Source organism: Catellatospora sp. NPDC049133 (genome assembly GCF_040648455.1).
Lineage (GTDB): Bacteria > Actinomycetota > Actinomycetes > Mycobacteriales > Micromonosporaceae > Catellatospora > Catellatospora aurea.
In genome coordinates this window covers 150,535-167,342 of record NZ_JBEZDT010000010.1, presented here as the reverse complement: position 1 = coordinate 167,342, position 16,808 = coordinate 150,535, and the positions used below count along the sequence as shown (strand labels likewise).

Sequence of the window (16,808 nt, the reverse complement as noted above, 5' to 3'; positions counted from 1 at the left end):
CGTGTTAAACCACACAACATAGAACGTGTAACAGTACGACAACAGTTTTGCCTGGTGAGGATACGCGCAGCCGCTGTACCCCTGCGGCTGTCTACATGTAGTCGCAGCTCAGGGCCGTTGAAGCGGTTCGCGGGCTATGGTGCGCCGGTCGCATCCGCCGAAAGGACGGGTGTCGCCGGGCCGCGCCGTGCGCGTCGTGTGGCGGGTCCGCACATCTGGTCGGGTTGCCTCCGCGCCGGCACCACCGTGTCGGCGGTTCGGAGCGTCAGGAGGCGGCCATGACCGAGTTCGACGGGCGAGTGGCATGACCACGATGGAAGGGCTGCTGCTGGCGGCGATCGTCCTCCTCGCGCTTATGGTGGCGGGGATGCTGGCGGTCGGCGTGCGCCTGGTGCGCCGGCTGGCCGCCCCCACCGCCCCGACCGGTCAGCCGCTGAGCGTGATCGTGGACGACCCGGAGGCCGTGGCCGAGCGCGAGCGCCAGCGCCAGACCCTGGTCGAGCTGCAGAACTCCGTCTCCGACGCGCAGACCGCCCTGGAAGCCGAGCGCCGCTCCGTGGCCGCCGCCCGCGCCGAGGCCACCGCCGTACGCGCCGAGAACGCGGCCGCGAAGGCCGAGGTGACCACCTCCCGGGCCGAGGCGCAGCGGGTGCTGGACGCGGCCCACGCCGAGGCCGACACCGTGCTGCAGCGGGCCCACCGGCAGGCCGAGGAGGACGCCGAGCAGGTCCGCTCGACCGCCCGGCGCACCGGCGAGCGCGAGATCGCGATGCTCACCTCTACCGCCAAGGACCAGGCCGCCGAGGCCGAGCGGCGGTTGCAGCGGCTCGACGAGCGCGAGCGGATGCACGCGGCCGAGGCCGAGCGGCTGGCCGAGCGCGAGCGCCAGAACGTGGAGGAGGCCGAGCGCCTCGCCGAACGCGACCGCCGCATCGCCGCCGCCGAGGCCGAGCTGGCCAAGTGGGAGCTAGGCCTGCAGAGCAAGGAGCAGGAGCTGGCCCAGGCGCAGGAGCAGCGGCGCAAGGAGCTGGAGCGGGTCGCCGGGCTGACCGCCGACGCCGCCAAGAGCGAGCTGGTCGAGACGATCGAGAACCAGGCCAAGCGCGAGGCGGCGCTGCTGGTGCGCGACATCGAGGCCGACGCCCGGTCCACCGGCGAGTCCCGGGCCCGCCACATCGTGGTCGACGCGATCCAGCGGGTGGCCAGCGAGCAGACCGCGGAGAGCGTGGTCAGCGTGCTGCACCTGCCCAGTGATGAGATGAAGGGCCGCATCATCGGCCGGGAGGGCCGCAACATCCGGGCCTTCGAGACCGTCACCGGGGTCAACCTGATCATCGACGACACTCCCGAGGCGGTGCTGCTGTCCTGCTTCGACCCGGTGCGCCGGGAGGTCGGCCGGCTCACCCTGGAGAAGCTGGTCCTCGACGGGCGGATCCATCCGCACCGCATCGAGGAGGTGTACGACGTCGCCCGGTTCGAGGTCGAGCGGATGTGCCAGCGCGCTGCGGAGGACGCACTGGTCGAGGTCGGCATCACGGACATCCACCCGGAACTGGTGACCCTGCTGGGCCGGCTGCGCTACCGCACGTCGTACGGGCAGAACGTGCTCAAGCACCTGGTCGAGACCGCGCACATCGCCGGGATCATGGCCTCGGAGCTGAAGCTGGACCCGGAGCTGATCAAGCGCTCGGCGTTCCTGCACGACATCGGCAAGGCGCTCACCCACGAGGTGGAGGGCTCGCACGCGCTGATCGGCGCGGACGTGGCCCGGCGCTTCGGGGAGAGCGACGAGGTCGTGCACGCGATCGAGGCGCACCACAACGAGGTGCAGCCGCAGACCATCGAGGCCGTGCTGACTCAGGCGTCGGACGCCTGCTCGGGCGGGCGGCCGGGGGCGCGGCGGGAGTCGCTGGAGGCGTACGTCAAGCGGCTGGAGCGCATCGAGGAGATCGCCGGGGCCAAGAGCGGCGTGGACAAGGTGTTCGCGATGCAGGCCGGCCGGGAGATCCGGGTCATGGTGCGGCCCGAGGAGGTCGACGAGATCGGCGCGGCGGTGCTGGCCCGCGACGTCGCCAAGCAGATCGAGGAGGAGCTGACCTACCCCGGTCAGATCCGCATCACCGTGGTCCGCGAGTCCCGCACCACCGAGATCGCCCGCTGAGTGCTGGAACGAAGATCGCCGTTTGTGGTAGAACGCGAGGTCGAGCCTGACGTTCTGACCGCAAACGGCGATCTTGTCGGTGCGAGGGCGGGAGCGGATCAGGCGGCGACGCCGCCGCCCCCGCCGAGGCCGGCCGCGGCCGTCTCGGTCTGGGCGGCGCGAGTCCCCGGGTTGGTGATGCCGCGGCGGTTGGCCCGGCGCTCCAGCAGGTGCGCGATGAGGGTCAGCGTCGCGTTGATCACGATGTAGATGAGCGCCAGCACCATGAAGGTCGGGACCGGGTTGGCGAACACCGCGTAGCTCTTGCTGCCCTCGAGCATCAGCTCGGGGTAGGAGACGATGTAGCCCAGCGCGGTGTCCTTGAGCACGACGACGAGCTGGCTGACGATCACCGGCAGCATGCTGCGGGCCGCCTGCGGGACCAGGATCAGGCGCATGACACCCGACTTGGTGAGCCCGATGCTGTACGCCGCCTCCGACTGCCCCTTGGGCACCGCGCGGATGCCCGCCCGGAACGCCTCGGCCAGCACCGACCCGTTGTACAGGGTGAGGCCGATGACGACCGACCAGAACGGCTCGATGAACGTGCCGAAGACCCAGTAGCCGCCGAACGACAGGAAGAAGATCATCAGCAGCACCGGGACGGCGCGGAAGAACTCCACCACGACGCCCGCGGGCACCCGGATCCAGGCGTGCTCGGAGAGCCGGGCCACGCTGAACACCACGCCGAAGACGAGCGCGAACACCATCGCGGTCGCCGCCGCCTGCAGCGTGCCGAGCAGGCCGGGCACGACGTAGTCCTGCCAGAAGTTCACCGGCACGCCGTTGACGACGACCGTCTCGAAGAACGGCTGCCACTTCTGCCAGGTCCACTGGCCGGTGCTGTCGAAGGCCCGGTAGACGCCGTACAGCCCGGCGATCACCAGCAGCACGAAGACCACGCTGAGCACGCGGTTGCGCAACCGGGCCCGCGGCCCGGGGTGGTCGTAAAGAACGCTGGCGCTCATGCCTTCTCCTCGCTGCGCGATCCGCTCATCGGCGCACCACCAGGCGGTTGGCCAGGGCGCTGAAGGCGTAGCCGACCGGCACCAGCAGGGCCACGAAGGTGAGCGCGAAGATCGCGAAGATCGCGATCGTCTGGTCGCCGTTGTTCTCGATCAGGGTCTTCATCGCGTTGGAGGCCTCGGCGACGCCGATGACGCCGGCGATGGTGGCGTTCTTGGTCAGCGCGATCAGGATGCTGCCCAGCGGGGCCACCACCGAGCGCACGGCCTGCGGCAGGATGATCAGGCGCAGGTTCTGGGCGAACGTCAGGCCCAGCGCGCGGGCCGCCTCGGCCTGGCCGATCGGCACCGTGTTGATGCCGGAGCGGATCGCCTCGCAGACGAACGCGGCCGTGTACGCCGACAGGCCGGTCACCGCCAGCCAGTAGTTGTTGACGTGGATGTCCTCGGAGAACTCCACGCCCACCGCGCTGTAGAGCCCGAAGAAGCAGAACAGGATGATCAGCGTCAGCGGGGTGTTGCGGAACAGGTGCACCCAGCCCGCGCCGACCGCGCGCAGCACCGGCACCGGCGAGACCCGGCAGCCCGCCAGCAGCACGCCCAGCACCAGCGCCAGCAGGGCGGAAGCGCCGGTGAGCTTCAGGATCATCAGGAAGCCGTCGAGATACAGCTCGCGGTTGCCCGGATCGGAGAAGACGTCCATCCCACCTCTTCAGAAAATTCGGTCTTCACGAAAACGGGTGGGACGGGCGGCGTGCGCCCGTCCCACCCGGATGATCACGCGGGGCAGTTGGTCAGCTTGCTGACGTCCAGGGTCGGCGCCGGCGTGCCGCTCTTGCCGAGCGTGGCGTCCCAGGCAGCCTTGTACTCACCGCTGGTGACCGATGCCTTCAGGATCTCGTTGATCTTGGCGCAGCCGGCCTTGTCCTCGAGCTTGAGGCCGATGCCGTAGGGCTCCGAGGAGAACGGCTTGCCGACGACCTTGAACTTGCCCGCGTACTGCGACTGCGCCGCGTAGCCCGCGAGGATGATGTCGTCGGTGGTCACCGCGTCGACGGTGCCGGTGTTCAGGGCCTCGACGCACTTGGAGTACGCGTCGAACTCCTGCAGCTGCACCTTCGGGAACTTCTCCTTGATCCGCTTGGCCGGGGTCGAGCCGGTCACCGAGCAGACCTTCTTGCCGTCCAGGCCCTCCGGGCCGGTGATGGTGGAGTCGGCCTTGACCAGCAGGTCCTGTCCGGCGGTGAAGTACGGGCCGGCGAAGTTGACCTTCTTCTTGCGGTCGTCGTTGATGGTGTACGTGGCCACCACGATGTCCACCTGGCCGGACTGGATGAACGGCTCACGGTTGGCCGACACCGTCGTCACGTAGGTGTTCTTCGCCGGGTCGCCGCCGAGGCCCTTCGCGATGATCTTCGCGATCTCGATGTCGAAGCCCTCGTACGCGCTACCGGTCTGCAGGCCCAGGCCCGGCTGGTCCGCCTTCACTCCGAACTTCAGCGTGCCCGCGGTCGCCTTGCCCACCAGCGGGCTCTCGCCCGACGGGGTGGTCGGGGTCTCCTCGCCGCCGCACGCGGCGACGCCGAGTGCCAGCACGGCCACGGCCGCGGCAGCGGCCAGACGCTTCATACGCATGGAATGTGTCCTCCCTCATCAGCCCGGCCCCACGGTCAGCGGCGCCGGAGTTGCAGCCGCCGTCGGTCACGACGACGGAGTCTCAGTGCTGCAGGACCTTCGACAGGAAGTCCCGCGCCCGCTCGCTCTTCGGGTTGGCGAAGAACTCGGCGGGCGGCGCCTGCTCGACCAGCTGCCCGTCGGCCATGAAGGCGACCCGGTCGGCCGCCGCGCGGGCGAAGCCCATCTCGTGGGTCACCACGATCATGGTCATGCCCTCCTTGGCCAGCGAGGTCATGACGTCCAGCACCTCGCCGACCATCTCCGGGTCCAGTGCGCTGGTCGGCTCGTCGAACAGCATCGCCTTGGGCTGCATGGCCAGCGCGCGGGCGATCGCGGCCCGCTGCTGCTGGCCGCCGGACAGCTGCACCGGCAGCTTGTCGGCCTGGCTGGCGATGCCGACCCGGTCGAGCAGCGCCAGGGCGCGCTCGCGGGCGACGGCCTTGCTCTCGCCGCGCACCTTGACCGGCCCGAGCATGACGTTGTCGAGGATGCTCATGTGCGCGAAGAGGTTGAACGACTGGAAGACCATGCCGACCTCGCTGCGCAGCTTCGCCAGCGCGCGGCCCTCGGCCGGGAGTGGGCTGCCGTCGAAGCGGATGATGCCCGAGTTGATCGTCTCCAGCCGGTTGACAGCGCGGCACAGCGTCGACTTGCCCGAGCCGGACGGGCCGATCACCACGACCACCTCACCGCGGTCCACCGTGAGGCTCACGTCGCGGAGCACGTGCAGGTCTCCGAACCACTTGTTCACCGCGTCCAGCACAATGAGCGGTTCGTGGGACATGCCACCGTCCTTTCGGCGTTCGTACATCGTCGTCCCACCGACCTTAGGGCCGCCGAAGCGACGAGAACGGCGCTGGATGGTCACGACCGGGTAACTTCCCCGGATTCCGTACCCGTGCCCGCGACCGGATACCCTGGTCGATTGAGATGACCAGTCAGCCTGAAACCCAGAGCGGGCCCGCCCGCACCTACGAGGTGCGCACGTACGGGTGCCAGATGAACGTGCACGACTCCGAGCGCATCTCGGGCCTGCTCGACGGAGCGGGATACGTGCGACTCGACCCGGCCGCGGAACCCGGCCGCACCCCCGACGTAGTCGTTTTCAATACCTGCGCGGTGCGCGAGAACGCCGACAACCGCCTCTACGGCAACCTCGGCCACCTGCGCCCGGTCAAGGACAAGCACCCCGGCATGCAGATCGCCGTCGGTGGCTGCCTGGCGCAGAAGGACCAGGGCGAGATCGTCAAGAAGGCGCCCTGGGTCGACGTGGTGTTCGGCACCCACAACATCGGCTCGCTGCCGGTGCTGCTGGAGCGGGCCCGCCACAACGAGCAGGCCCAGGTCGAGCTGCTGGAGTCGCTGGAGGTCTTCCCGTCGACGCTGCCGACCCGCCGCGAGTCGACGTACTCCGGCTGGGTGTCGATCTCGGTGGGCTGCAACAACACCTGCACCTTCTGCATCGTGCCCAGCCTGCGCGGCAAGGAGAAGGACCGCCGCCCCGGCGACGTGCTCGCCGAGGTCGAGGCGCTGGTCGCCGAGGGCGTGCTGGAGGTGACCCTGCTCGGCCAGAACGTGAACACCTACGGGGTGGAGTTCGGCGACCGGCTCGCCTTCGGCAAGCTGCTCCGGGCGACCGGGCAGCTCCAGGACAAGGGGCTGGAGCGGGTGCGGTTCACCAGCCCGCACCCGGCGGCGTTCACCGACGACGTGATCGAGGCGATGGCCGAGACCGGCAACGTGTGCCACTCGCTGCACATGCCGCTGCAGTCCGGATCCGACGCGGTGCTCAAGGCGATGAAGCGCTCGTACCGGTCCGACCGGTACCTGTCGATCATCGAGAAGGTGCGCGCGGCCATGCCGGACGCGGCGATCACCACCGACATCATCGTGGGCTTCCCGGGCGAGACCGACGCGGACTTCGAGGAGACGCTGCGGGTGGTGCGCGAGTCGCGGTTCGCGAGCGCGTTCACCTTCCAGTACTCGATCCGGCCCGGCACGCCCGCCGCGACCATGGACGGCCAGGTGCCCAAGGCGGTGGTGCAGGAGCGCTACGAGCGGCTCGTCGCCACCCTGGAGGAGATCACCTGGGCGGAGAACAAGAAGCTGGTCGGGCGCGAGGTCGAGGTGCTCGTCGCGGTCGGCGAGGGCCGCAAGGACCAGGCCACCGGGCGGATGTCGGGGCGGGCCCGGGACGGTCGGCTCGTCCACTTCGCGGTCGCGCCGGAGCAGTCCGCGCTGGTCCGGCCGGGCGACATCGTGCACGCCGTGGTCGACTACGCCGCACCGCACCACCTGAACTGCGACGGTGCGCTGGTGTCGCACCGGCGCACCCGGGCGGGGGACGCGTACGAGGCGGGACGGGTGGCGCGTACCGCTGGAGTGATGCTCGGCCTGCCCACCATCGGCCGCCCGCCCGCCCAGCCGGCCCCGGCCGACTCGGCCTGCTCCACCTGCTGACCCCGGTTCTGCACCGGAAGATCGCTGTTTGTGGGCGAAAGCTGCGGTTCAACCGCAGATCTTGACCCGAAACGGCGATCTTCGCCGGCGACCGCAGCGCCACACCCGCAGCCACCGTTAAGAAGGGCACCTTCTACATCGCATAGCGATGGGAAGGTGCCCTTCCTTTGTCCGAAACGCGGGGGTGAGCTGCGACGACGATTCACGAAACGCCGGTAGGTCCGAATCCGGGTAGTCTCGGCGAAATCAAGTAATCTGTCGTGGTTTTTCCTCCATCTCCCCGGGAGACCGCATGCGAACAGGTGTTTGGCTGGTCGGTGGGCGGGGGTCGGTCGCCGTCACCAGCATCGTCGGAGCAGTCGCGCTGCGCGCGGGGCTCGCCGAGCCCACCGGGTGCGTCACGGAACTGCCGCAGTTGCGCAGCCCCGCCCTGCCGGCCCTGGCCGACCTGGTGTTCGGCGGGCACGACGTGGTCGCCACCCCGATCCTCAAGAAGGCCGACGCGCTCGCCGACGCGGGCGTGCTGCCCGGCCGCCTGGTCACCGCGCTGCAGCCGGAGCTGGCCACGCTGGACGCCGAGGTGCGTCCCGCGCCGCGCGGTGCGACCCAGGCCGAGACGGCCGCGCTGGTCGCCGCCGACATCGACGAGTTCCGCCGCCGCCACGAACTGGGGCGGGTCGTGGTCGTCAACGTGTCGTCCACCGAGCCCGCCGCCGAGCCGCACGAGGCGCACGCCGCGCTCGACGTGCTGCGCGAGGCCCTGCGCGGCCCGACGCCGGTGCTGCCGCCCAGCTCGCTGTACGCGTACGCGGCGTTCACGGCCGGGTGCTCGTACGTCGACTTCACCCCGTCCACCGGGGCCCGGCTGCCCGCGCTGGCGCAACTGGCCCACGAGCGCGGGGTGCCGTACGCCGGGCACGACGGCAAGACGGGGGAGACCCTGGTCAAGTCGGTGCTCGCGCCCATGTTCGCGATGCGGGCGCTCGCCGTGCGCAGCTGGTCCGGCGCGAACCTGCTGGGCGGCGGTGACGGGGCCAACCTGGCCCAGCCAGCGCCGAACGCGGCCAAGGCCGCCAGCAAGCAGCGGGTGCTCGCCGAGACGCTTGGCTACCAGCCGCAGGGCGACACCCGCATCGAGTACGTCGAGGACCTGGGCGAGTTCAAGACCGCCTGGGATCTGGTCACCTTCCGCGGCTTCCTCGGCACCGCGATGCGGCTGGAGTTCAGCTGGCACGGCTGCGACTCGGCGCTGGCCGCCCCGCTGGTGCTGGACCTGGTCCGGCTCACCGCCGCCGCGCACCGCGCCGGGCGCAGCGGCCCGCTGCCGGAGCTGGCGTTCTTCTTCAAGGACCCGCTCGGCGACGTCGAGCACGGGCTGAGCGCCCAGTTCGAAGCGCTGGTCCGCATGGTCGAGGGCCTGGCGTGACCGCGCTGACCGAGGCGCAGCGCGCTGCGGCACTGCCCGCCGCCCGCGCCATGCGCGCCGCGCAGGGCCAGCGCCACCCGGCCCGCCCCGCCGACCCCCGCCAGTCGTCGGCGCGGCAGGCACCATCTTCGGATCTTGTGCACTTGATGTCGCCAGGACGACACGAACTGCACAAGATCCACCGCAGCGGCACGGCTGCCGCACCGAGGCGGGCGTCAGGAGCTGATGGGTACCCCGCGGCGGCGACGATGCGGGACCGCGGCCCCGGCGCACAGGCTGGAAGCGCTGTCGAGAGCGGAGCCGGCACGGGCGGAGACGCCCGCTCTCGCGCTGGGCGCTGGGCTGCCACGATCCGGGATGTGGCCGAGCTGGTGCGGGCGCCAGCCGCACTCTCGGTGCCCGGGGACGTGATCGCCGGGGCCGCTGCGGCCGGGACGCTCAACCGGCGCACGCCGGGGCTCGCCGCGGCGTCGGTGTGCCTGTACTGGGCGGGCATGGCGGCCAACGACTGGGCCGATCGGGAGCTGGACGCCGTCGAGCGGCCGGAGCGGCCGATCCCCAGCGGGCGGGTGTCGCCCCGGGCCGCGCTGGGCCTGGCCGCCGGGCTCACCGCCGCTGGGGTGGGTCTGGCCGCGTGGGCGGGCGGCCGCCGAGGGCTGGCCACGGCCGTGCCGCTGGCGGCGACCGTTTGGGCGTACGACGTGAAAGCCAAGAACACCGCGGCAGGACCGGCCGTGATGGCCGCCTGCCGGGGGCTGGACGTGCTGCTCGGCGCGTCGGGCGGGCGGGCCGTGAAGGCGGTCCCCGCGGCGCTGACCGTCGCCGCGCACACGTACACCGTGACCGCGCTGTCGCGGCGTGAGGTGTCCGGCGCGGACGCGACGCTGCCGGTGGCCACGCTCGCCGGCACGGTCGCCGTCGCCGCGACCGCCGCCGGGGCCAGCCGCCGCAAGGGCTGGCGCGCGGTGCTGCCGGTGGCGCTGGCCGGCTGGTACCTGACCCACTACGGCCGGGCGCAGGCCCGCGCCGCCGCGCAGCCGGACGCGGCCCGGGTCCGCGCCGCGGTCGGCTCGGGCATCACCGGGCTGCCCACGTTGCAGGGCACCCTGGCCGCGCGCACCGGGGCCGGGGTCACCGGGCTCGCCCTCGCCGCTCTCGCGCCGCTGGCCCGGCGCCTGGTCCGGAGGATCTCGGCCACATGAACCTGCGTTTCGGCTACGGCACCAACGGCTTCGCCAACCACCGCCTCGGCGACGCGCTGGCCGTGCTCGCCGACCTCGGCTACGACGGCGTCGCGCTGACCCTCGACCACCACCACCTCGACCCGTACGCCCCGGGACTGGCCCGCCGGGTCTCCGGCCTGGCCACCCGCCTGATCGAGCTGGGCCTGTCGGTGGTGGTCGAGACCGGCGCGCGGTACCTGCTCGACCCGCGCCGCAAGCACGCGCCCACGCTGCTGCACGACGAGCGCGAGGTCCGGCTGGACTTCCTGCTGCGCGCCGTGTCGATCGCGTCCGACCTGGGCGCGGAGGCGGTATCGTGCTGGTCGGGGGTGCGCCCGCCGTCGGTCGATGCGCAGCTGGCCTGGGACCGGCTGGTCGACGGCTGCGCCCGGCTGACCGAGGCCGCGTCCAAGGCCGGCGTGCCGATCGGCTTCGAGCCGGAGCCGGGCATGTTCGTGCAGGACCTGGCGGGCTGGCGGGCGCTGCACCGGGCGCTGGGCATGCCACGCGCGTTCGGGCTGACCCTCGACATCGGGCACTGCCGGTGCCTGGAGCCCGAGCCGGTCGCCGACTGCGTGGCGGCGGCCGCGCCGTGGCTGGTCAACGTGCAGATCGAGGACATGCGCCGGGGCGTGCACGAACACCTGGAGTTCGGCGAGGGCGAGATCGACTTCCCGCCGGTGCTGCGGGCGCTGGCCGACGCCGGATACCGCGGCCTGGTCGGGGTGGAGCTGCCCCGGCACTCGCACGCCGCGCCGGAGGTCGCGCGGCGCTCGCTGACGTTCCTGCGCGCCGCGGCCGGCCAGTCCGGCACCGCCGACCGGACCGCCGCCATGGGGCAGCGGGCGCCGGGGCAGCGCCGCCCGTCCGGGGCCGTGCCCGCGCCCGACGTGCTGCGGGCCGCGCTGGCCGCGGTGGACGACGGCGGCTGGCTGGACGAGGCGCTGCGCCGGGTGGCCGCCGACCCGTCGGTGATCAGCCGGCTGTTCCCGGCCGCGGCCCGCCGCTGCGGGCGCGCCGAACTGGGCGTGCCCGGCTGGACCGCGGACGAGGCGGCCCGCGCGGTGCTGCTGGCCACGCTGCCCGCCGACCGCGCGGCGGTGCAGGCACGGGCGCTCTACCGGCACGGCGACGCCGCCGAGAAGCGGGCGGTGCTGCGCGCGCTGCCGCTGCTGCCGGTCGGCGCGAGCGCGGTCGAGCTGCTGCACGACGCCATCCGCACCAACGACACCCGGCTGGTCGCCGCGGCGCTGGGGCCGTATGCGGCGCACCTGGACGCCGCCGCCTGGCGGCAGGCGGTGGTCAAGTGCGTGTTCATGGGCATCCCGCTGACCTGTGTGGACGACCTGGACCACCGGGCCGACAGCGAGCTCGCCGCGATGCTGGCCGGGGTCGCCGACGAGCGCCACGCCGCCGGGCGCGAGCTGCCCGCCGACGCGGCGGCGCTGCTGGCCCGCCTCAAAGCCGAGAAGGGGATCTGATGCGCATCTTCGACCCGCACGTGCACATGACCTCACGCACCACCGACGACTACGAGGCGATGGCCGCCGCCGGGGTGCGCGCCGTGGTGGAGCCGTCGTTCTGGCTGGGCCAGCCGCGCACCAGCCCCGGCTCGTTCGCCGACTACTTCGACGCGCTGATCGGCTGGGAGCCGTTCCGGGCCGGGCAGTTCGGCATCCGGCACTTCGCCACCATCGCGCTGAACCCGAAGGAGGCCAACGACCCGCGCTGCCGCGAGGTGCTCGAACTGGTCCCGCGCTACCTGGACAAGGACGCGGTCGTCGCGGTCGGGGAGATCGGGTACGACTCGATGACCCCGCTGGAGGACCTGGCCTTCGCCGCGCAGCTCGCGCTGGCCGTCGAGTACGACCTGCCCGCGCTGGTGCACACGCCGCACCGGGACAAGCAGCGCGGCACCCAGCGCAGCCTGGACGTGGTGCGGGAGTCCGGCATCGACCCGGGGCGCGTGGTGATCGACCACCTCAACGAGGTGACCGTGGAGCTGGTCCGCGACACCGGCTGCTGGCTCGGCTTCTCGATCTACCCGGACACCAAGATGTCCCCACCGCGTTTGGTGGAGCTGCTGCGCCGCCACGGCACCGAGCGCATGCTGGTCAACTCCGCGGCCGACTGGGGCCGCTCCGACCCGCTGCTGACCCGGGCCACCGGTGAGGCGATGCTCGCGGCCGGGTTCAGTGACGACGACGTGGACCGGGTGCTGTGGCGCAACCCGGTGGAGTTCTACGGGGCGTCCGGGCGGCTGGACCTGTCCGACGCTGACGCGCCCGCCGACTTCGCCGGGAATTCGATCAAGCGGGGTGGTGCCTGATGCGGCTGTTCCATCCCGACGGGCAGACGGTGCACCTGAGCTACTGCACCAACGTGCACCCGGCCGAGGACCTCGACGGCATCGTCGCGCAGCTCGACACGTACGGCACGGCGATCCGGTCCGAGCTGGACACCGACGTGCTGGGGCTGGGCCTGTGGCTGGCCGCCCCGGCGGCGTCCGCGCTGGCCGCCGAGCCGCACCTGCGCCGGCGGCTGCGGCGCGAGCTGGACGCCCGGCGGCTGGAGGTGGTGACCCTCAACGGGTTCCCGTACCAGTCGTTCCAGGCCGAGGTGGTCAAGCACGCGGTGTACCACCCGGACTGGACCACCCCGGAACGGCTGCGCTACACGCTGGACCTGGCCGTGGTGCTGGCCGACCTGCTGCCCGACGACGCGGTGCGCGGCTCCATCTCGACGCTGCCGCTGGCCTGGCGCGAGCCGTGGGACACCGAGCGCGCCGGGACGGCCGGGCGGGTGCTGGACGAGCTGGCCGACGGCCTGGCCGCGATCGCCGGGCGCACCGGCCGCACCGTGCAGGTCGGTTTCGAGCCCGAGCCCGGCTGCGTGGTGGAGACCACCGAGCAGGCCGCCCGGCTGTGGTCCGGCATGGACGGCGACTGGCTGGGCGTATGCCTCGACCTCGCGCACCTGGCCTGTGCCTGGGAGGAACCGGCCGAGGCGCTGTCCCGGCTGGCCCGCGCCGGACTGCCGGTGATCAAGGTGCAGGTCTCCGCCGCGCTGACCGCCGACGATCCGGTCGCGGCGCAGGCCGTGCTGCGCGGCTACGACGAGCCGCGGTTCCTGCACCAGACCCGCGGCTCGCGTGGCGAGGCCGCCGACGACCTCGGCGAGGCCCTGGACCGGCTGCTGCCGCGCCCGCGCCGCACCCCGCAGCCGTGGCGGGTGCACTACCACGTGCCGCTGCACGCCGAACCGGCCGCGCCGCTCGGCAGCACCCTGCCCGAGCTGCGGGTGGCGCTGAAGGAGCTGTTCGGTGGGCCGACCTCGGGCTGCGACCACGTCGACGTCGAGACGTACACCTGGAACGTGCTGCCGCCCGCGCAGCGGCCGGTGACCTCGGCGCAGCTCGCCGCGGGCATCGCCGCCGAGCTGGCGTTCGCCCGCGACGAGCTGATCGCGCTCGGGCTGGCCCCGGGCGGCCCGACCGCACCGCTGGAGATGATGGAGCTGCAGGAGGTCCGCCCGTGGACACCGTGACCCCGCTGGTCGTGCTCGACGTCGTCGGGCTCACCCCGTGCCTGCTGGAGCACATGCCCCGGCTGCGGGCCGTCGCCGACGCCGGCTTCTCCGCGCCGCTGGGCACGGTGCTGCCCGCGGTCACCTGCTCGGCCCAGTCGACGCTGCTCACCGGTGTCATGCCCGCGCAGCACGGCATCGTCGGCAACGGCTGGTACTTCCGCGACCTGGGCGAGGTGCTGCTGTGGCGGCAGCACCACGCGCTGGTCGGCGGCGAGAAGGTGTGGCAGGCGGCCCGCAAGGCCCGCCCCGGCTACACGGTTGCCAACGTCTGCTGGTGGTACGCCATGGGCGCGGACGTCGACTGGACCGTCACGCCGCGACCGGTGTACCGCGCCGACGGGCGCAAGGAGCCCGACTGCTACACCGACCCGCCGCAACTGCACGACGCCCTCACCGCCGAACTGGGCACGTTCCCGCTGTTCCAGTTCTGGGGGCCGGGCGCGGGTATCGCCTCGACCCGCTGGATCGCGGGGGCCGCCCGGCACATCATGGCCGCGCACGCACCCGACCTGACCCTGGTCTACCTGCCGCACCTCGACTACGACCTGCAGCGCTTCGGCCCGTACGGCCCCGAGGCCGCCGCTGCCGCGAAGGAACTCGACGGCGTGCTCACCCCGCTGCTCGACGACGCCGCCGCGCGCGGGGCCACCGTGGTGGCGCTGTCGGAGTACGGCATCACGCCGGTGCGCCGGCCTGTGGACGTCAACCGGGCCCTGCGCGCCGAGGGCCTGCTGCGCGTGCACACCCAGGCCGGCATGGAATACCTGGACCCGTGGACCTCCCGCGCCTTCGCGGTCGCCGACCACCAGGTCGCGCACGTCTACGTGGCCGACCCCGCCGACCGGGCGATCGTCGCCAAGATCTGCGCGAACCTGCCCGGCGTGGCCCAGGTGCTCGACGAGTCCGGCAAGGCGGCGTACGGCCTCGACCACCCGCGCTCCGGCGAACTGGTCCTGGTCGCCGAGCCCGACGCCTGGTTCACGTACTACTACTGGCTCGACGACGCCAAGGCCCCCGACTTCGCCCGCCTGGTCGAGATCCACCGCAAGCCCGGCTACGACCCCGCCGAGCTGTTCTTCGACCCGGCCGCCCCGGCCGCCGCCAAACGCCGCGCCGCCACCGCGCTGCTGCGCAAGAAGGCCGGCATGCGCTACCTCATGGACGTCGTCGGCCTAGACGCCGGCGCTCGCGCCGTACGCGGCTCCCACGGCCGCCTGCCCACCGCCGCCGCCGACGGCCCCGTCCTCATCTGCTCCGACCCCACCCCGGCCCGCGACGCCTTCGCCGCCACCGACGTCAAACCCCTCCTCCTCCACCTCGCCGGCCTGAGCTGAAGGAAGGGCACCTTCTTGTCGCTATGTGTAGAGGAAGGGCACCTTACTAACACCAGGCAGGGAGAAACGCCTGGTGGGAGGACCTCGCCGGCCCGGTGCGGCGGTCGCAGTCGGGCCGGCGAGACCTGGCACCCATCCCGGCGATCGCCGGTGGATCGATGCAGGGCGCCAGGTGCCTTGTTCCCGGCGCATCCATTGTCCTAAACGGATGGACGCGCCGGGGCGGGGGTCAGGCGCAGGCCGCGCCGTTGAGGCGGACGTTGCTCGGGGCCGGCGAGGACGGCCCGGTCGCGGTGAAGCCGATGACCGCCGTGGCGTTCGGTGCCAGCGACGTGTTCCAGCTCGGTGCGGCGGCCGTGAACGTGGTGCCGCTCTGGGTGACCGTCGCGTTCCAGCCGTTGGTCAGGGACACCCCGCTGGGCACCGTCCACGTGATCGTCCACGGGTTCACGGCGCTCGTGCCGGTGTTCGTCACCCGGACCTCGGCCTGGTAGCCGCCCTGCCACGAGTTGGTGATCGTGACGACCTTGGTGCAGGCCCCCGTGCCGGGGCTCGGCGGCGTGGACGGTGATGCCGACGGCGAGACCGACGGCGACGGCGAGGTGGACCGCGACGGGGACGGCGACGGCGAGGCCGAGCGCGACGGGGAGACCGATGGGCCGGGGGTGGTCGGGTTCGGGTTGCCCGACGGCGGGTTCAGGTACGGCTGGAGGATGTTGTACTTCGTCTGGTTGATCGAGTACCAGTCGTCCAGCGCGATGCCGCCGGTGTCTCCGGAGTTCGGGTTCCACGACCAGTACGTGAACGACAGCCCGTTCTCCCCGATGTAGCTCATCAGCTTGGTCAGCCACTGCGTGTCCAGCGGGTTGGCCAGCGTGCTGCCGAACTCGCCGACCAGGATCGGGGCCACGTTCTGCTTGGCGAGCTTGCCCCAGAAGAAGTCCCACACCGCGGGCAGGTTGTTCGGGAAGTTCGGGTCGCTGAACCACTTCTGCCGGTCGTACACGGAGATGCCGTAGTCGTGCGGGGCGTAGACGAGCCGGTTGGCGACGTTCAGGCGGACCGGCTTGTCGATCGCGGCGGACAGGTTGCCGCCCCACCAGTCGCAGGCCATCGGGTCGTCGGGGATGTTGTCCCACTCGTTGGCGACGCCGCCGGACAGGCAGCTCACGCCCTCGACGAAGATCAGCCAGTTGGGGTTGGCGGCCAGCACCGCGTTGCCGATGCGCTCGGCGGCCAGCCGCCAGTCGCGGGCCTGCACGTCGCAGCCCCAGCAGGCGCCGGTCGCGTTCGGGTCGGTGCCCTCGGCGTGCGGCTCGTTGAACAGGTCGGCCCCGATCACCGTCGGGTTGCCGGCGTACCGCTGGGCCAGCATCACCCAGTCGGCGATCATGCTGGCCTCGGAGACCGACGCGGTGTACCAGAGCGGGGTCTGCCCCGCCGCGGTCGGCCGGTGCCGGTCCAGGATGACCCGCATGCCCTTGGCGCCCGCGTAGGCGATCACCTTGTCGAGGATCTGCAGCGGCGAGTTGCCGACCAGGTCCGGGTTGGTGAAGTCGTTGATGCCGGTGGCCACCGCCCCGACCTTGAGCGCGTCCCCGGAGTACGGCACGCGCAGGGTGTTGAAGCCCAGCGAGGACATCCGGTCGAGTTGGCCCTTCCAGGTGGCGGGGGCGTTGGCCCACAGGCCGTGGAAGGTCTTGTTGTCGGTCTCCATGCCGAACCAGTTGATGCCGGTCAGGCGCACCGTCCGGCCGGTGCTGTCGACGATGTTGCGGCCGCTGGTGCGCAGGTAGCCGGTGCCGGTGTCGGCGCTGGCCGGTCCGGCGGAGAACGTGATCGCCACGAGGGCGGTGGCCGCGGCGGCTGTCACGGCGGCGAGGGCCGCGGTGAACGCGGTCGTGCGAGTCTTCCAACGCATTTCGGATTGCTCCA

The 16,808-nt window shown here is 72.1% G+C and carries 13 protein-coding genes; 8 read left to right on the top strand and 5 right to left on the bottom strand.

What is annotated here, in order from left to right; translation table 11 throughout:
- Positions 1–304 precede the first annotated feature (304 nt).
- Positions 305–2,161: a ribonuclease Y gene (gene rny, locus AB0B35_RS13895; protein ID WP_361044781.1), complete on the top strand. Its 1,857-nt coding sequence runs from the start codon at positions 305–307 to the stop codon at positions 2,159–2,161.
- A gap of 98 nt (positions 2,162–2,259) precedes the next feature.
- Here the strand turns inward: rny and AB0B35_RS13890 are convergent, their stop codons facing one another.
- The 4 genes from AB0B35_RS13890 to AB0B35_RS13875 all read right to left on the bottom strand — a co-directional run bounded on the left by AB0B35_RS13890 (position 2,260) and on the right by AB0B35_RS13875 (position 5,626).
- Entirely contained in the window at positions 2,260–3,168 is a 909-nt protein-coding gene (locus AB0B35_RS13890) for an amino acid ABC transporter permease (protein WP_361044778.1), read from the bottom strand.
- Between the two features lie 25 nt (positions 3,169–3,193).
- A complete protein-coding gene (locus AB0B35_RS13885) occupies positions 3,194–3,868 on the bottom strand; it encodes an amino acid ABC transporter permease (protein WP_361044775.1) in 675 nt (224 codons plus the stop codon).
- 74 nt (positions 3,869–3,942) lie between these two features.
- Positions 3,943–4,800, bottom strand: coding sequence for a glutamate ABC transporter substrate-binding protein (locus AB0B35_RS13880; RefSeq protein WP_361044772.1), 858 nt, complete (start codon positions 4,798–4,800; stop codon positions 3,943–3,945).
- A gap of 82 nt (positions 4,801–4,882) precedes the next feature.
- A complete protein-coding gene (locus tag AB0B35_RS13875) occupies positions 4,883–5,626 on the bottom strand; it encodes an amino acid ABC transporter ATP-binding protein (RefSeq protein ID WP_361044769.1) in 744 nt (247 codons plus the stop codon).
- A 146-nt stretch (positions 5,627–5,772) separates the two neighbouring features.
- Between AB0B35_RS13875 and miaB the strand changes: the two genes are divergently transcribed.
- The 7 genes from miaB to AB0B35_RS13840 all read left to right on the top strand — a co-directional run bounded on the left by miaB (position 5,773) and on the right by AB0B35_RS13840 (position 14,873).
- Positions 5,773–7,302 (top strand): tRNA (N6-isopentenyl adenosine(37)-C2)-methylthiotransferase MiaB, encoded by a 1,530-nt coding sequence (miaB, locus tag AB0B35_RS13870; protein WP_361044766.1) that lies wholly within the window; start codon positions 5,773–5,775, stop codon positions 7,300–7,302.
- Between the two features lie 292 nt (positions 7,303–7,594).
- The gene (locus AB0B35_RS13865; protein WP_361044763.1) at positions 7,595–8,728 is read left to right on the top strand and encodes an inositol-3-phosphate synthase; all 1,134 of its coding nucleotides are present in this window, start codon (positions 7,595–7,597) and stop codon (positions 8,726–8,728) included.
- A 350-nt stretch (positions 8,729–9,078) separates the two neighbouring features.
- The gene (locus AB0B35_RS13860) at positions 9,079–9,930 is read left to right on the top strand and encodes an SCO3242 family prenyltransferase (protein ID WP_361044955.1); all 852 of its coding nucleotides are present in this window, start codon (positions 9,079–9,081) and stop codon (positions 9,928–9,930) included.
- A complete protein-coding gene (locus AB0B35_RS13855) occupies positions 9,927–11,432 on the top strand; it encodes an EboA domain-containing protein (RefSeq protein ID WP_361044760.1) in 1,506 nt (501 codons plus the stop codon). The genes AB0B35_RS13860 and AB0B35_RS13855 overlap by 4 nt, the downstream gene beginning before the upstream one ends.
- Complete coding sequence (locus AB0B35_RS13850; RefSeq protein WP_361044757.1) at positions 11,432–12,280, top strand: TatD family hydrolase; 849 nt, start codon at positions 11,432–11,434, stop codon at positions 12,278–12,280. Before AB0B35_RS13855 ends, AB0B35_RS13850 begins: the two co-directional genes overlap by 1 nt.
- On the top strand, positions 12,280–13,497 hold the full coding sequence (gene eboE / locus AB0B35_RS13845; RefSeq protein WP_361044754.1) for a metabolite traffic protein EboE: 1,218 nt from the start codon (positions 12,280–12,282) through the stop codon (positions 13,495–13,497). Before AB0B35_RS13850 ends, eboE begins: the two co-directional genes overlap by 1 nt.
- Entirely contained in the window at positions 13,485–14,873 is a 1,389-nt protein-coding gene (locus AB0B35_RS13840) for a nucleotide pyrophosphatase/phosphodiesterase family protein (protein ID WP_361044751.1), read from the top strand. The genes eboE and AB0B35_RS13840 overlap by 13 nt, the downstream gene beginning before the upstream one ends.
- Positions 14,874–15,102: 229 nt before the next feature.
- Here AB0B35_RS13840 and AB0B35_RS13835 read toward each other — a convergent pair whose 3' ends face one another.
- Positions 15,103–16,794 (bottom strand): cellulase family glycosylhydrolase, encoded by a 1,692-nt coding sequence (locus AB0B35_RS13835; protein ID WP_361044748.1) that lies wholly within the window; start codon positions 16,792–16,794, stop codon positions 15,103–15,105.
- Positions 16,795–16,808 lie beyond the last annotated feature (14 nt).

What these genes read in the sequence shown, in the direction of transcription:
- rny (WP_361044781.1), top strand. Translation starts at nt 305, where the DNA reads ATGACCACGATGGAAGGGCTGCTGCTGGCGGCGATCGTCCTCCTCGCG.
- AB0B35_RS13890 (WP_361044778.1), bottom strand. Translation starts at nt 3,168, where the DNA reads ATGAGCGCCAGCGTTCTTTACGACCACCCCGGGCCGCGGGCCCGGTTG.
- AB0B35_RS13885 (WP_361044775.1), bottom strand. Translation starts at nt 3,868, where the DNA reads ATGGACGTCTTCTCCGATCCGGGCAACCGCGAGCTGTATCTCGACGGC.
- AB0B35_RS13880 (WP_361044772.1), bottom strand. Translation starts at nt 4,800, where the DNA reads ATGCGTATGAAGCGTCTGGCCGCTGCCGCGGCCGTGGCCGTGCTGGCA.
- AB0B35_RS13875 (WP_361044769.1), bottom strand. Translation starts at nt 5,626, where the DNA reads ATGTCCCACGAACCGCTCATTGTGCTGGACGCGGTGAACAAGTGGTTC.
- miaB (WP_361044766.1), top strand. Translation starts at nt 5,773, where the DNA reads ATGACCAGTCAGCCTGAAACCCAGAGCGGGCCCGCCCGCACCTACGAG.
- AB0B35_RS13865 (WP_361044763.1), top strand. Translation starts at nt 7,595, where the DNA reads ATGCGAACAGGTGTTTGGCTGGTCGGTGGGCGGGGGTCGGTCGCCGTC.
- AB0B35_RS13855 (WP_361044760.1), top strand. Translation starts at nt 9,927, where the DNA reads ATGAACCTGCGTTTCGGCTACGGCACCAACGGCTTCGCCAACCACCGC.
- AB0B35_RS13850 (WP_361044757.1), top strand. Translation starts at nt 11,432, where the DNA reads ATGCGCATCTTCGACCCGCACGTGCACATGACCTCACGCACCACCGAC.
- eboE (WP_361044754.1), top strand. Translation starts at nt 12,280, where the DNA reads ATGCGGCTGTTCCATCCCGACGGGCAGACGGTGCACCTGAGCTACTGC.
- AB0B35_RS13835 (WP_361044748.1), bottom strand. Translation starts at nt 16,794, where the DNA reads ATGCGTTGGAAGACTCGCACGACCGCGTTCACCGCGGCCCTCGCCGCC.